General features: G+C 70.5%; 8 protein-coding genes and 4 pseudogenes. 7 read left to right on the forward strand and 5 right to left on the reverse strand.

What is annotated here, in order from left to right:
• The first annotated feature begins 74 nt into the window (after positions 1 to 74).
• Both AC6F7H_RS25990 and AC6F7H_RS25995 read left to right on the forward strand, forming a co-directional pair.
• Positions 75 to 725 (forward strand): YceI family protein, encoded by a 651-nt coding sequence (locus tag AC6F7H_RS25990; protein ID WP_500759419.1) that lies wholly within the window; start codon positions 75 to 77, stop codon positions 723 to 725.
• A gap of 265 nt (positions 726 to 990) precedes the next feature.
• Positions 991 to 2190 (forward strand): annotated as a pseudogene (locus AC6F7H_RS25995) (phosphodiester glycosidase family protein).
• Between the two features lie 57 nt (positions 2191 to 2247).
• Here AC6F7H_RS25995 and AC6F7H_RS26000 read toward each other — a convergent pair.
• Together AC6F7H_RS26000 and AC6F7H_RS26005 are read right to left on the reverse strand one after the other, a co-directional pair.
• A complete protein-coding gene (locus tag AC6F7H_RS26000) occupies positions 2248 to 3459 on the reverse strand; it encodes a globin domain-containing protein (protein WP_500759420.1) in 1212 nt (403 codons plus the stop codon).
• A gap of 541 nt (positions 3460 to 4000) precedes the next feature.
• Positions 4001 to 4921: a LysR family transcriptional regulator gene (locus AC6F7H_RS26005; protein ID WP_500759422.1), complete on the reverse strand. Its 921-nt coding sequence runs from the start codon at positions 4919 to 4921 to the stop codon at positions 4001 to 4003.
• 98 nt (positions 4922 to 5019) lie between these two features.
• On the opposite strand from AC6F7H_RS26005, the gene AC6F7H_RS26010 reads away from it, so the two are divergent.
• Complete coding sequence (locus AC6F7H_RS26010; protein WP_500759423.1) at positions 5020 to 5385, forward strand: YybH family protein; 366 nt, start codon at positions 5020 to 5022, stop codon at positions 5383 to 5385.
• 70 nt (positions 5386 to 5455) lie between these two features.
• Here the strand turns inward: AC6F7H_RS26010 and AC6F7H_RS26015 are convergent, their stop codons facing one another.
• Positions 5456 to 5725: a hypothetical protein gene (locus AC6F7H_RS26015; RefSeq protein ID WP_500759425.1), complete on the reverse strand. Its 270-nt coding sequence runs from the start codon at positions 5723 to 5725 to the stop codon at positions 5456 to 5458.
• A 354-nt stretch (positions 5726 to 6079) separates the two neighbouring features.
• Between AC6F7H_RS26015 and AC6F7H_RS26020 the strand changes: the two are divergent.
• The 4 genes and pseudogenes from AC6F7H_RS26020 to AC6F7H_RS26035 form a co-directional block, all read left to right on the forward strand.
• Positions 6080 to 6432, forward strand: a pseudogene (locus tag AC6F7H_RS26020) (helix-turn-helix domain-containing protein); the annotation flags it as partial.
• Positions 6433 to 6625: 193 nt separating this feature from the next.
• Positions 6626 to 8680, forward strand: coding sequence for an NPCBM/NEW2 domain-containing protein (locus AC6F7H_RS26025; RefSeq protein WP_500759426.1), 2055 nt, complete (start codon positions 6626 to 6628; stop codon positions 8678 to 8680).
• 294 nt (positions 8681 to 8974) lie between these two features.
• Entirely contained in the window at positions 8975 to 10633 is a 1659-nt protein-coding gene (locus AC6F7H_RS26030) for an N-6 DNA methylase (protein ID WP_500759427.1), read from the forward strand.
• 739 nt (positions 10634 to 11372) lie between these two features.
• A complete protein-coding gene (locus AC6F7H_RS26035) occupies positions 11373 to 11957 on the forward strand; it encodes a DUF4352 domain-containing protein (RefSeq protein WP_500759428.1) in 585 nt (194 codons plus the stop codon).
• Positions 11958 to 12000: 43 nt separating this feature from the next.
• Here the strand turns inward: AC6F7H_RS26035 and AC6F7H_RS26040 are convergent.
• Positions 12001 to 13204 (reverse strand): annotated as a pseudogene (locus tag AC6F7H_RS26040) (McrC family protein).
• Positions 13201 to 14982: pseudogene (locus tag AC6F7H_RS26045) on the reverse strand (DUF4357 domain-containing protein). The pseudogenes AC6F7H_RS26040 and AC6F7H_RS26045 overlap by 4 nt, the downstream one beginning before the upstream one ends.
• Between the last annotated feature and the right edge of the window lie 122 nt (positions 14983 to 15104).

The following is a 15104-nucleotide window of genomic DNA, read 5'->3' on the forward strand; positions in this document are numbered from 1 at the left end:
CGCCCTGCACCTGTTGAATGGCGGTCTCCTGAAGCCGCACATGCGGATGTCAAGCACCCTCACCGGGAGATCTGATGGACTTCCGCTCTCTCTTCCGCACCGCACGGTCCGTCGACACCGAACCGACACCGTCGCCGGCCCCGCCGACGGGCGCGGGCGCCCGGACGTTCAATGCCGACCCCTCCCGGGCCTGGCTCTCCGGGGAGTGGCTGTTCGACCAGTCGCACAGCACCATCGGGTTCGCCGCCCGGCACGCTCTGGTCACCCGGGTCCGGGGGAGCTTCACCGACTTCGACGGCTGGCTTCGCCTGGACGGTGAACGACCGGAACGCTCCGGAGCCGGGGTGGTCGTTCGGACGGCCACCGTCGACACCCGCGTCGCGCAGCGCGACCGTCACCTCTGCAGCGCCGACTTCCTCGACGTCGAGCGCTACCCGACCATCACCTTCAGCAGCACCTACACCGAGCAGGTCGGTGAGGACCGCTTCCAGTTGACGGGTGCCCTCACCGTCAAGGACCGCACGCATCCGATCACCATCGACCTCCTCTACACGGGCCTGGTGGTCGACGCCTTCGGCGTCGAGCGGATCGGCTTCGACGGCACAGCCGTCGTCAACCGCACCCAGTGGGACCTCACCTGGAACGCGATGCTGGAGACCGGTGGCCTGATGGTCAGCGAGCAGATCGAGCTCGAGTTCGACATCTCGGCGGTCCGCGCGCCCTGACCACCCCGCACACGCGGCGCCCCGGGGCAGGCTCCCCCACGGATGTGCGGTGCCGTGGTCCCGCTCTCGAGGATCTTGACGTGAGCCAGGACCCGTCGATGCTGGTGCAGCACGCACAGTCAGCTGCCCATAGCCGTGTCGGCACCAGGCGGGGGGGGATGGTGCTCGTTCGAACCCGGTCTGTGGTCCACCCGCAGCGCGACTTCCGGGACGGGTACCGACGAACCGCGGTCACATCCTCATGCCATCCTTCCGGGCGGTGCCGATGAAGAAGAGACTGTCCGGTGCGGGTGCCGTCCTCGGTTTCCTCGTCACGGTGGGTGCGCTGGCGGCGCCGGCGTCGCCCCTGGACCCACCGCGGCATCACCACGCAGCCCTTGCCCCTGGGCCCGTCCGGTCTGACCGAGACCCGTACCACGACCACCCTGCAACCGGGTGTCACCCTCACCCGCATCGTGCGCGGTGACGACGCCCCGGCGCTGCACTGGACGGTCGAGGTCTCCATCCCCGGCGGTGACACCTCACCGGACCCCGACGCGCCACCGACCGCCCTGAAGGACAAGGCGAGTGCCGACGAACTGGCCGCCGGACTCGAACGGGACGGTTTCGCCGCCCGGGTCGAGAAGGTGACGACGGCGAAGGCCGCCGACTACGCCGGCGGCACGCTGGGGTGGCGGGTCCGCGTCGGCTCCTTCGACTCGCAGTCCGCCGCGACATCCGAACGCGCGCGGCTGCGGGCGGCCGGTCACACGGGAGCCGCCGTCTACACCGGCTGGGACGGCGACGCCACGGACCGCGGCCCCTGGCGGGTCGACGTGCTCACCATCGACCCGCGCGCCCTCCGCGGCGACTTGGCGGCCCCGTACGGCCCGGACCTGGAGAACCGCGAGACCACCAGCGAACTGGCGGAGGCGGCCGGCGCGACCGCGGCGGGTCGCTCCCGGACGGTGGCAGCTCCGTGCAGGCGACCGGTCGACACGTCGCCGGGCTGACCGGACTCGCACGCGTCGGCGACCGCCTGCGCGTCGAGGCGACCCTGCTGGACGAACGCGGACACCGCGTCTCGCCCTCACCCCGTACCGACATCCTGAACGCAGGCCCCGAACTGGTCCGCGACGGGCGGCTGCACGTCACGCCCGCCACCGACGGCATGGTGCACCCGGGCGACCCGAGCTGGTACTACGGCTGGGTGCACAAGCGCAACCCGCGCACCCTGGCCGGAGTGGACGCGGCCGGCCGCACCGTGCTCGTCACCGCCGACGGACGCGGCACCGACGCCCTCGGGCTCAGCATCGGCGAGAGCGCCGAGGTCGCCAGGGCACTCGGACTGCGCGACGCGGTCAACCTCGACGGCGGCGGTTCGACCACGATGGTGGCCGACGGCCGGGTCATCAACGACCCGTCCGACGCCGCCGGCGAACGCCCCGTCGGAGACGCCTTGTTGGTCCTGCCACGCAAGAACTGACGCTCCGGGCCCGGTTGGAGAACTCAGGTGCCGGTCGTGGTGCCGCAGCCACGACGGTCAGTCCAGGTCGGCCTGCCACAGGTCGGGGCCGAAGACCTCGTACTGGATGTCGCGCGGGGCGACCCCCTGCTCGATCAGCCGGCTCCGTACGGCCTGCATGAAGGGCAGCGGCCCGCACAGGTAGTAGAGGGCGTCGCCGGGGACGTCGACGGCGGACAGGTCCATCTGTCCCTCGAAGACGCCGGTCACCGGTTCGAGGCTGTGCGCGCCCTTCTCGTACCAGAGGTACATCCGCGCGTCCCGCAGCGCCAGCACGTCGTTGACCACTTGCCGCCGCAGCGGGAAGGACGCCTCGTCGAGGTCGGCGTGGAGCACGGTGATCGGCAGCCCGGAGTCGGCCGCGACCAGGTGCGACAGCATGCCCGCCATGGGGGAGACCCCGATGCCCGCACTGGCGAACACCACCGGCCGTCCCGAGTCGTCGAGCACCACGTCGCCGTACGGCAGCGACAGCGTCAGGTCGTCGCCCACCTCGACGGAGTCGTGCAGCAGCGCCGACATCTCGCCGTCGGGGTCGCCGCCCTCGCCGCGCACCCGCTTCACCGAGAACTGGCGGTGCTCGCCGTCGTCGGCGCGGGTCAGGCTGTACTGGCGTGGCTGGAGCTTCCCGTCGGGCATCCGCATCCGGACGGTGACGTACTGGCCCGGCAGTGAGGTCTTCACCAGGCGGTCGTCGTTCCGCTTGACCACGAAGGTGACCACATCGTCGGTCTCCTTGATCTTCCGCTCCACCCGCCAGTCCCGCCAGACCGTCTCCGGCCGGACCCCGCGGGCGCTGTAGAGGCCGCGCTCCTGGTTGATCAGGGCATTGGCCATCAGCCAGTACACCTCGTCCCAGGCCGCGGCGACCTCCGCGGTGACCGCGTCGCCCAGGACGTCGCCGATCGCCCACATCAGGTGGTCGTGGACGACCTGGTACTGGTCCGGGCGGATGCCGAGCGAGGCGTGCTTGTGGGCGATCCGGCGCAGCAGTTGCTCCGGCACCCGCTCCGGTGTCTCCACCAGGGTCGTCGCGAACGCGGCCACCGACCCGGCCAGGGCCTGCTGCTGATGGCCGTGCGCCTGGTTGCCGCGGTTGAAGACGCCGTCGAGGAGTTCGGGATGCGCGGAGAACAGATGCCGGTAGAAGCGCTGGGCGATCTCACCGATGTAGTCGGCGACCACGGGGAGCGTGGCGGTGATGACGGGACGGGACGTGTCGGAGAGCATGTGGCTTCCCTCCAGGGTCGGCGGGGGCTCCTGGCCCGCTCCAGGTACCCGTCACCTCCGGAGCGACACGGCCTGCCGGCAGCCGGACAGTCCCCCCATGCCCCACGCATCAGTGGCCGCGGCCGAGGCGGGCTTCGCCGATCAGGCCCATCCGACCCGGACATCCCGCAACCTGCTCGGACGCACTCCGGCGTCCATTCGCCGCGCGACACCCGCCGCACGTCACCGCTGATCCCAGGACGTGTCATTTCCTCTGCCATGCCCCAAACGATCGGAGACCACCATCGTCCGGGCCGACCGTCGGCTCCCCGATCCGACAGGCTTGCGCAGGCCGTCCGATCAGCCCACCTCGCGGTGAGGAAAGAAGCGGCGCCGCATTCGGTCACCGATCTCACCCACGACGATCACCAACACGGCACTCGCCGCGCACCCCACAAGGCTCGCTGACTGACCGAGCATCCTGCCCAAGAGCCAAAAACAGCGGTGACAGCTGCCCACCAAGGGCACTTCGGCGGGAACTCAAGGGTCTGTCGCTCTGATGTCAGGGGATGGACCCGTGGGTTCGCGGGGAAGTCGCGGGGTCGGGCTCGGCGAATGCCTGCCTGCTGTGCACGAGCAGCTCACGCATCCCCGGGCTGTGCGTGTTCTTCCAGATCAGGGCGAGCAATGCGGGTGTATCGAGGTCATCGATGGTGCGGGCGGTGAGCCGGTCGCGGTAGTGCGCGGCCATGGAGTCGCTGAGGACGGCGACGGCGAGCCCGCGGGCGGCGAGGTCGGCGATGGCGTCCGCGGCGCTGGCCTGCAGCGCGATCGCGGGTTGGAGGTTCTGTGCGGCGCAGGCCTGGTCGAATACCGTGCGCAGGCCGGTGCCGGGCGGCATGCACACGATCGGGTGGGTGATCAGGTCGCTCAGGGTGACCCGTCGCTGTTTCGCCAGGGGGTGCCCGGCCGGGACTGCCGCGACGAGCCGCTCGCTGATGATGGTCAGCGCGTCCAGCCCCTCGGGGGTGGCGGCTGCGGCCCCGATGAGTGCCAGGTCGACGGCGCCGGTGCGTACCCCCTCGACGAGCCGGTCGGAGCTGTCCTCCAGCAGTGAGATCTCCACACCGGGATGTGCCTGGTGGAACGCGGCGAGGGCGTCGAACAGCGGGGTGAGGGTACAGCCGATGACCATCCCGACGGTGAGCCGACCCCGGATCAGGTCGGTCACCTCGCCCACCGCCTGGCCGACGGCCCCAGCGGCGGCGAGTGCGGCGCGGGCGTGTTCGAGTGCGGCCTTTCCCGCGACGGTGAGGGTGACGGTGCGGGCCGACCGGTCGAACAGCTCGGCACCGAGTTCCCGTTCCAGCTGGCGGATCTGGGCGCTGACGCCGGACTGGCTGATGTGCACCCGCTCGGCCGCCCGGGTGAAGTTCTGCTCCTCGGCGACCGCGACGAAGTACTCCAGTTGCCTCAGTTCCATGACTGTGGTTTCTAGCTTCCATGAGATCCATCTGTTGGACTTCTGGCCAGTGGGCGGCCACGCTGGAAAGCGCCGAAGCCCGACGTCAGGAGGAACCCATGCCGGAGTACGAGAAGGCCATGCGGCCCGAGGACATCACCCGCTTGTTCGTCGAACGGTCCAACGCCGGTGACGCGGCCGGGGTTGCCGCGCTTTACGAAGAGGGTGCGGTGATGGCCTACCCGCCCGGCGACCGGACGGTGGGCCGAAAGGCGATTCGTGCGCTGTGGGAGCAGGTGCTGGCCAACCGTCCCCGTTTCGAGCCGGAACAGCCGCTGCCGACGCTGATCAGCGGCGACATTGCCCTCACCTCGACCCCGCCGAAGGACGGGGCCGGTGCCCGGGCGCAGGTCGTCCGGCGCCAGCCCGACGGAAGCTGGCTGCGCCTGCTCGACCAGCCCGAGTTCGTCCCACCCACCCGCTGACCCCTCGCCTCCGTGAGTTCGTGAAACTGGAGGCTGTCGGGGGTGGACCCGGGGGCCGGTGCCCCCAGTGTCAAGGAGTTGATCCGTGGGTTCGTGGTGAAGTCGCGGGGTCGGTTTCCGGGGACCGTTCCATGAGAGCGCGAGCGGAGCTCGCGTAGCGGATCACGGTCTTGTCGTCGAGGCCGAAGACTTCCGCGAGGTGGGGCGGGTCGGGGTCTTCGACCGTGGCCTCTTCGAGTTGCCCGCTCATGTCCGCGCTGATCAGCAGCAGGAAGAACGCGCCGACCGTGGCGCCGAGCCGGGCGTACCAGCGCCACGCGGGCAGGACCCACACCGCCACCGTGGAGGCGATCGTCGCGAGAAGGCCGAGAGCCCGGACCTCAGTGCCCCGATCAGGGCTACCAGGGCCAGGAGGCCGAGCAGGGCGGGGTGGTCTTCCATCAGGGCCGGGACGGGGGTGCGAGCGGGGTGGTGTGGTACGGGTTCACGGGGGCGCTCTTGTTCTCCGGTGCGGATGGGGGCGGGCCCGGATCTCATTCCGTGCACGCGGTCCGTACGGTGCGTCAGCGTACGGGCACGGTCGGCGGGTTGTACGAGTGTCCTTCGAGGTGCCCCGAGAGTCCTCACGGAGGGAGCCGGCGTGTGAGTACCTGGAAGTGGGCCTCGAACGACGGCCGACCACGTCGAGCCGACGGTGACGGGTGGGGAGTGTGAGCGGGAGCCGGATCCGTCGGACAGCCTGCGGACGTTCGGGGCGGTCGTCCAGGCGTTGCGCGAGCACGCGGGCCTGAGCCGGGCGCAGTTCGGGGAACTGGTCCGGTTCTCCAAGCGCTCGTGGAGTCGGTGGAGTTGGGGCGGTGGATGCCGGACCTGTCGTTCGTGGAGCGGGTGGAGGAGGTGCTGGGGAACACGGGGGCACTGCGGAACTCGGCGCGGTTCCTGACGCGAGGGGAGGCGGGGCCGGCGGCGTGGTTCCGGCGGTGGGCGAGGCTGGAGCGAACGGCGGTGAGTCTGTGCACGTACGAATGCCGGTTGGTGCCGAGGCTGTCAGGGAGCGGCCGGTCACCGGGTTGTGCAGGCGCACGCCCATGAAGGTGTGACCTGTGACGGTCTCTCCCGAACGGCTGAAAGAACGCTCGTTGTCGAACTTCTTCCAACAAAGTCCAACAGTCCGTAGCCTCTTCACTCGGCAGTCGCACCAGGGGAACGATTCAGGACGCCTGACGAGGGAGACATGCAGATGGCTCACTTTCCCGGGTGGAGAACCCGGTCCGGCACTCCCGTACGCACTGCGCTCGCCACGCTCGCCGCAGGGCTGCTGTGCGCCACCGCGCTCGGCGCACCGGCGTCGGCCGCGGAAGCTCCGGAGGAAGCCCGTGCCTCCTCCGCGGCCCCGGCGGGCATCGACGACCACCTGGCACTGACACCACCGATGGGGTTCAACAACTGGAACTCGACCCACTGCAGAGCGGAGTTCGACGAGGAGTTGGTCAAGGGCATGGCCGACCTCTTCGTGGAGAAGGGGCTCAAGGACGCCGGGTACGAGTACATCAACCTCGATGACTGCTGGGCTCTGCCCCAGCGCGACGCCGAGGGCAAGCTCGTGCCCGATCCGGAGCGGTTCCCCCACGGCATCAAGGCCGTCGCCGACTACGTGCACGGCAAGGGCCTGAAGTTCGGCATCTACACCAGCGCGGGAACGAAGACGTGCAGCAGCATCGGCTTCCCCGGCGCACTGGGCCACGAGTACAGCGACGCCCAGCAGTTCGCCGACTGGGGTGTCGACTACCTCAAGTACGACAACTGCAACAACGAGGGCGTGGACGCGAAGCAGCGCTACACGACCATGCGCGACGCGCTGGAGGCCACCGGGCGTCCGATCCTCTACAGCCTCTGCGAGTGGGGTGAGAACAAGCCCTGGGAATGGGCCAGGGGCGTCGGGCAGTCATGGCGCACCACAGGGGACATCAGTGACGACTGGGACTCCACGCTGTCGATCATGAAGGAGAACCTGTCCCTCGACGAGTACGCGGGCCCGGGCGGCTGGAACGACCCGGACATGCTGGAGGTGGGCAACGGCGGCATGACCGACACCGAGTACCGCACCCACTTCTCGATGTGGTCGGTCATGGCCGCGCCCCTGCTCATCGGCGCGGACCTCCGGTCGGCGCCGCAGTCGGCCTTCGACATCCTCTCCAACGAGGAGGTCATCGCCGTCGACCAGGACGAGCTGGGCAAGCAGGGCAAGGTGATCAGTTCCGAGGACGGCCGCTGGGTCGTGGTCAAGGAACTGGCCGACGGCACTCGCGCGGTGGCCCTGTTCAACGAGAGCGACCGGCCGCAGCGGATTTCCACCACGGCGCGTACGGCCGGCCTGCCGCACGCGGCCGGCTATCGGGTGCGGGACCTGTGGGAGCACCGCTCCACCCACACGGCGGGCGAGATCTCCGCGACCGTGCCCGGACACGGAACCGTGCTGGTGCGGGTGGGCCCGGACCGCGGCTGGGCCCAGCTGCCGCCCGCCGTGGACTCCGGAGCGGGCGGCGTCGCGATCACCGAGGCGGGTGACAGCGCACGGCTCACCGCGGTGACCGCGAACCTCGGACGCCGCCCGGTGCACTCCGTTTCCATCGCGCTGACCGGCCCCGAGGGGTGGCGGACGAAGGCCGACTCCCGTCCCGGGAGCCCGCTGCTCCGTGGTGGCGCGGAGTTCCGGACCACGTGGCGGGCGAGGGTTCCGGAGGGCACCGACCCCGGTACCTACGAGCTGAGGCTCACCACGACGTACCGCACGCCGTCCGGGCGGGAGGTCCGTTCCGTCTCCCCGGTCCAGGTGGAGGTGTCCGTCGCGCCGGAGGACGGCACCACCTACCTCAGCGACCTCACGCCGCTGACAGCGGTCAACGGCTGGGGGCCGGTGGAGAAGGACCGGAGCAACGGCGAGAAGGCGGCCGGTGACGGCGGGACGCTCACCATCGGCGGCCGCACCTGGGACAAGGGCCTGGGCGTGCACGCCCACAGCCGCGTCGAGTACTTCACCGCGGGGCGCTGCGAACAGGTCACGGCCCTGGTCGGTCTCGACGACGAGACGGGGACACGCGGCACCGTCGCCTTCGAGGTCCGCGCCGACGGCGAGCGCGCGGCCGCCACCGGCCTCCTCACCAACTCCCAGGACGCGCAGCAACTCACCGCTGAGGTGAGCGGCGCCCGGACCGTCACGCTGGTCGTCACCGACGGCGGCGACGGCAACGAGTACGACCACGCCGACTGGGCGGACTTGAAGATCACCTGCTGAGAACTCCGGTGGCCGGACCCGCCGTCGGGCCCGGTCACCGTCTGCATGCCGGGACCCTGTGACCGTGCTCCTGACCCCACGATGGGCCATCCCGCAGCGCCCGATTTCCCGCCGACCCGAGACGCTCGACTCCGGCAGCTCATGTGCGCGCTCACGGACAGGCGCCGCACCCGCGTCGGAGCACGAAACCGGGCTGGAGCGCTACTGGAGCGCTGAGAGGGGATATGTCTCGTTAACGTCGTCAACGGTCGCCTTGCATTGATTCAGACGGGCGGGCTGTGTACGGTGGAGGGCATGCCACAGAACCCGGCCACTCCGACGAACCCGTTGGTGACAGGTTCCGAGATCGCTCGAATCGCGGGTGTCACTCGAGCCGCCGTGTCCAACTGGAGGCGGCGGTACGACGACTTCCCCGCTCCGGCCGGAGGCGGGGCCAACAGTCCTCTCTTCGACCTGGCCGAGGTGCAGGCGTGGCTGAACAAGCAGCACAAGGGACAGGACGTCACCGACGAGGTCCAGCTGTGGCAGGTGCTGCGCGGAGCCTACGGCGACGACATCCTCGGCGGGCTCGCGGACGTCGCGCAGGCTCTCGCCGTCCCCGGGGGCGAGGAGCCGTCCGTACTGTCGGCGCAGGCTGTCCGCCTGGCCCACCGCATGGCGGAGGAGAGTTCCCCGGCCGACGTGGTGAACGGGCTGGCCGAGCGGTTCACGGAGTCCGTGCGGCGGGCCGGATCCGATCAGGTGACCTCGCCCCGCGTCATCCGTGCCGTCCGGCACAGCGCCGGTGACCTCGCGCCCGACGCGGTGCTGTTCGACCCGGCCTGCGGAATCGGCACCCTCCTCCTGACCACCGGGACGAACCGCGGCAGCAGGCGGTACGGCCAGGAAGTGGACACCCACAGCGCACGGTTCGCGCGATGGAGGGCCGAGCTCGCGAAGCCGACTCCCGTCGAGGTCAGGCAGGGTGACTCCCTGCGCGCCGACCAGTGGCCGGACCTCAAGGCCGACCTCGTCGTCTGCGACCCGCCGGTGAGCGACACCGACTGGGGGCGGGAGGACCTGCTCCTCGACCCGCGCTGGGAGCTCGGCACGCCCTCCCGGGCCGAGGGCGAGCTCGCCTGGCTGCAGCACGCCTACGCGCACACCGCGCCGGGCGGCCGGGTCGTCATGGTGATGCCGGCGTCGGTCGCCTACCGCAAGGCCGGCCGTCGTATCCGCGCCGAGCTCGTCCGTCGCGGCATCCTGACCCAGGTCACCGCCCTGCCCCCGGGCACGGCCGCCGCGCACTCCCTGCCCGTGCACCTGTGGCAGCTGCGGCGGCCACGGACACCGGGCGACACCGCTGCCACCGTCCGCATGGTCGACCTCACGGCCAACGACCCGGACGGGCCCTTGGAGCCGCGCCCCGAGCAGGTCACCGACGTCGCTCAGATCGACCTGCTGGACGATCTGGTGGACCTCACCCCGGGCCGCCACGTCGACGGGTCCCACCGTGACTTCGTCACCGAATACGACGCCCTGCACCGCGAGTTGGCCGAGCAGCTGCAACGCCTGGGTGAACTGCTCCCGACCCTGGTCGCCGGTGAGGGACCCGGCCCCCTGGACGGGGCCAGTGTGAGCGTCGCCGACCTCGTCAGGGCCGGACTGGTCGAGTACGCGGACCCGGAACCGGTCTCGGTCAGCGACCAACTCGACACGGACTTCCTCCAGGGCTTCCTGCACAGCACCGTCAACAGCCGCCGCTCCACCACCACCAGCGGCACCTTCCGGTTCGACGGCAAGGGTGCCCGCATCCCCCAGATGGACATCGCGGCACAGCGCCGCTACGGAGCGGTCTTCGGCGCCCTCAGGGAGTTCGAGGAGCGGTCGCGAAGGGTGGCCGAACTCAGCAGGCAGATCGCCGCACTGGCGCGGGACGGACTCGGCAACGGCGCCCTGGAGCCCGGCGACTGACGGGACGCGACGGCCGACGCCCCGGGCTCACCGGGGCAGGAACGGGCTGTCCGACACACTCCACGGGACCGTAAACGTCTCCCGGGAGTTCGCGCACGCCACGGACAGCGGGCACCCCTCGGCAACAGGGGCCGGACGTCTCCGGTTGAGGCTTGTCGACGACGGTGCGCACCGCACGGAGTAGGCAGGGTTCATGCAGCACCGTGTCCGAGTGCCGGGCGAACCACAGGCAACCGGCAGCGGCGGCAGCCTTCTCCGGGTGCGGCGTCACCCGCTCGACCGCCACCATGGTGCGGACCTCGAGCGCCCTGGTCGCCGCGTTCGTTGTGTACAGCCGTTCGGCGGCCCAGGTGCAGGCGTCGTTGTGGCGGACGACAGCCACCAATAGGAAGACATCGCTGCCGTTGTCCGGGGTGAGGACCACACTGTGCCGGAAGCCGATGATACGGATGGTTCGCATCCGCTTACCGCGTGCCTTTTCGAGAGCGTCGTAGCTCCCCCGGAAGCTGTTGGCGAACGCAGGCTGCAGCACGCGTTCCCGGCCCTGAAGAGGCGGTCGTCTGGGGCCCGGTGGCGCATTGGATGCACGCTGCCCGACCACCGTCTCATCGCGTGAACACCCTTAGGGGTTCTGTTGACATCGCCAACGTGTCGTACCTATGGTTTACCTGTACAGCCCCGCCGTGACTGAGGTGACGGGGCGTGTACGTGAACATCCAGCACTGTCCTTGGGGGGACCATGCACGCCCGTATCCGAATCGCCGCCGCCGTAGCCGCCGCCGTCGGTGCGCTCACTCTCACCGCCTGCGACACCGGCAGTACCGTCGTCGACAAGCCGAAGGAGAACGCCGCAGCCCAGGCGGACAGCGGCAAGGACACCAAGAAGGAGAAGCCCGACGCTCCTGAGGTCGCCAAGGTCGGCGACACCCTCACCCTGGAGGGCTTCGAGGAGGGCAGTCAGCTCGACGTCACCGTCGTCAAGGTCGCCGACCCCGCCAAGTCGGCCGACGAGTTCATGGAGCCCGCCTCCGGCAAGCGGTTCGTCGGCGTCCAGTTCCAACTCGTCAACACCGGTGAGGCGGCCTACAGCGACAGCCCGTCCAACGGCGCCCAGGTCGCGGACAGCGAGGGCCAGCAGTTCGACGCCACCTTCGGGGACATCACGGCCGGGCCGTCCATGGCCTCCAGCCTGAAGCTCAAGCCCGGTGCCAAGGGCCTCGGCTGGATCGTCTTCGAGGTTCCCGAGGCGGCGAAGGTCGACACCGTGCAGTTCACCATGGACTCCGGGTTCGCCGACAAGACCGGCGAGTGGAAGCTGCGGTAACCGCAGTTACCTGCAGTAGCAGGAGTCGCACAGGGAGGTCGCGTCAGCCGTTCCGCATGCGCCGCGCGACCTCCGCGACGTCGGCGAGCAGCCCCGCCGGTTCCTGGTCCAGGTCGAGGGCGTGCTGGTGGATCAGTGTGCCCGCGTGGCGCACCCGGTGGGCCGCGTGCGAGGCGTTGCCCTTCGCGTAGACCAGGTGTCCCTCGTCCAGGCCGAGGGCGGTGCAGTACGCCAGCATCTGGTACAGATCGGCGTCCGGGTAACCGCCCCGCTTCTCCGCCTTGTACTTCGCGTCCGCGACGGCGCACGGGACGCCTTCCGGCCCGTACAGCACGAAGTCCGGCCGCATGCGGAGGGCGGCGGCCTCGTCGAGGTGGTGGCTGTCCTGGAAGCGGGCGGTGCGGCCCGACCCGCGCAGGGCCTCGCGCAGGGCGACGGTCACGAAGTCCTCGAAGAGCTTGTTCATGTCGAACAGGAACCCGGCGACGCGCAGTCCGCCGGGCCCGTGCTCCGGGGAGGCGTCCTGCAGCACGGCCCGCGCCAGGTGCAGGGCGTGGTGGTACCGGGCGTTGAGGCGGCTCGGACGCCACTCGGGCAGGGGCCCGGCCGCGCACCGGCACCGTGACGTCCGCCAGCCGCGCCCGCTGGTGCAGCAGCCTCCGGCGCACCTCGCGCGGCACCCCGGGCAGCCGCAGCAGCCGCTCCACGGCCGCCCGCAGGATCCGGTTCTCCGCGATGTCCGTCGTGAACTCGTCGTACGTCACCTCCACCGGCAGCGTCGCCCCGAACCGGCGCCGTATCTGCTCGGCCTCCCGGATCCGCCCCCGCACGACCACCGAGGTCTCCTCCGTCACCCGGTAACCCTGCAACAGCCCCTGCCGCAGGGCCCGGTCCACCTGCCGCTCCACCGCGTGCACGAGCGCCGGCAACAGGTCCCGGTGCTCGGCCACCTCGACCTCACCGTCCCGCCAGGCACCGGTGGGATCGAGGCCATAGCCGAGGAGGAGGAAGAGGCGGGCGACGGGCACCTTGGGGACGACGCGGACCGTGAGCGGATCGTCGTTCCCCGGCACCGTGAGCGTGACGGCTCCGACCTTGCTGCCCGCCCGCAGCGACCAGCGGCCCGGGGAGTACGGGTCCGGCGCGGCGTCCACGACGCGCAGCTCCGCGAGCGCCCGCCCCACGCCGTCCGGCAGGGTCACGCTGACCGCCGGCGCGTGCTCGACGAGCTCGACGACCGGCGTCACCCCGACGACTCCCGCAGCGCCGCCAGCCCGTACCGCTTCTCGACGTCCACGCCCTCGCCGTAGTGGTGCTCCTCGAGCAACGGAAGGATCTTCGTCCGCCAGGTGCGCTCGAGGCCGCCCTCCCGGTACACGCCCTTCTTCATCAGGTACGAGGGCCCGATGCGGAAGTCCGGTTCGTCGATCCGCGTGTTGAGCGCGTCGAGCAGGTCCGCCGGCTCGGGGTCCTTCCCCTCCCGCTCCAGCCACCTCCACAGCAGGCCGCTCGTCGGCTCGACGCGCGGCGACAGCTCGACGAAGGCGAAGCGCCGGCGCATCGCGGCGTCCACGAGGGCGATGGACCGGTCGGCGGTGTTCATCGTCCCGATCACGAACAGGTTCGGCGGCAGCGCGAAGTCGTCCCCGGAGTACGTCAGCCGCACCGACTTGTTGCGGTACTCCAGCAGGAAGTACAGCTCGCCGAAGACCTTCGCGAGGTTGGCGCGGTTGATCTCGTCGATGACCAGGAAGTGAGGGATGTGCCGGTTGCCCTCGCGGGACGCGAGATCGGCGAGCTCGCGCAGCGGCCCCGCGGTGAGCCGGAAGGCCACCTCGCGGGTCTCCGGATCCTCCTGCGGCCGGAACCCCTCGAAGAAGTCCTCGTAGGAATAGGAAGGGTGGAACTGAACGAGCTTGACCTGCTCGGGGCCGCCGCCCAGGAACTCGGCGAGTTTGAGGGCGAGGTAGGTCTTGCCGGTGCCGGGTGGGCCGTAGAGCACAAGCTGCCGCTCGTCCCAGAGCAGATCGCGTACCTCCCGCAGCCATTCGGTCCCGTGCACGAGCAACTCGGCGGCCAGCTCGTCCGTGGGCTCGGGCAGCTCGAGTTCGCGCCGGGCGGCGAGCGCGGGGATCTCCATGCTCGGGTCCCGCTCCGTTGTCCCCGCCTCCTCGACCAGCTCCTGGTCGGTGAGGCCAAGACCCTCGATGTGGGCCTGGACGGCGGAGAGGTCGACGACGTCGTGCTGGATGGACAGCTTCTGCTGGAGTTCCTCGGGCAGGTCGTTGTAGGAGAAGCCGGTGGGCTGCCACTCCACGGGCCGGCGCAGGTTGGACCGGCGGTCCTCGGACTCCGTCTGCTCGGCCTCACCGGTGATCTCGCCGACGTACAGCCGGCCGCCGGAGATCGTGCACACGGTGTCGCCGGGCTTCATGCGTGACAGGAAGGCGTGAAGGTCCTCGACGAGCTGTTGCCGCTGGCTGTACGTGGCGGTCGACTCGTAGTCCTACTGGACCAGCGTGCGCAGTTCGTCCTTGCTGATGCCCTGCCGAACGCCCTGCCGCAGTCGGGAGGTGGCCAGGGTGACGCGTCCCTCGGGCAGCCACAGGCGCTGGACCAGGTCCAGGCCGGTGACGTTGGAGCCGCGCACGAGCCAGGACCGGTTGGGGCCCGCCCACACTCCGGACATGAAGTCGGACAGGGGCCTGTCGTCCTCGGTCCGCCACTCCTCCCACCCGTTGCGCGGCGCCCCGACCAGCACGACGGCGGCGAAGGAGGGGGAGCCGAACACCACGTCCTCGGTCAGCTCCAGCCAGCCCGGCCAGCGCGCCGACGGCATCAGCACGCCCTGCGCCCGAAGCTCCTCACGGCGTTTGGTCGGCGCCTTGAAATGCTTGCCCAGCGAGGGCATCACATGGTCCCGCACCGGTGAGCCGGCCCGCACGAGGAACTTCCGGCTGCCGTTGGTGCCCGTTTCGTCCAGGAGTACTCCGCGTGCCCGGTCGATACCGTCACCGTTGGGCAGCCGGAGCCGGAGCCGGAGCCGGAGCCGGAGCCGGAGCCGGAGCCGGAGCCGGAGCCGGAGCCGGAACCCCGGACACTCGTCGACCATGGGACCCCCTCGCACCTGCTGATCAAGCCTGCCTG

Source organism: Streptomyces sp. MMS24-W38 (assembly GCF_059889265.1).

Excerpts from the sequence above, each read along its gene's own strand:
- AC6F7H_RS26000 (WP_500759420.1), bottom strand. The coding sequence starts at position 3,459 with ATGCTCTCCGACACGTCCCGTCCCGTCATCACCGCCACGCTCCCCGTG.
- AC6F7H_RS26025 (WP_500759426.1), top strand. The coding sequence starts at position 6,626 with ATGGCTCACTTTCCCGGGTGGAGAACCCGGTCCGGCACTCCCGTACGC.
- AC6F7H_RS25990 (WP_500759419.1), top strand. The coding sequence starts at position 75 with ATGGACTTCCGCTCTCTCTTCCGCACCGCACGGTCCGTCGACACCGAA.
- AC6F7H_RS26035 (WP_500759428.1), top strand. The coding sequence starts at position 11,373 with ATGCACGCCCGTATCCGAATCGCCGCCGCCGTAGCCGCCGCCGTCGGT.
- AC6F7H_RS26010 (WP_500759423.1), top strand. The coding sequence starts at position 5,020 with ATGCCGGAGTACGAGAAGGCCATGCGGCCCGAGGACATCACCCGCTTG.
- AC6F7H_RS26005 (WP_500759422.1), bottom strand. The coding sequence starts at position 4,921 with ATGGAACTGAGGCAACTGGAGTACTTCGTCGCGGTCGCCGAGGAGCAG.
- AC6F7H_RS26030 (WP_500759427.1), top strand. The coding sequence starts at position 8,975 with ATGCCACAGAACCCGGCCACTCCGACGAACCCGTTGGTGACAGGTTCC.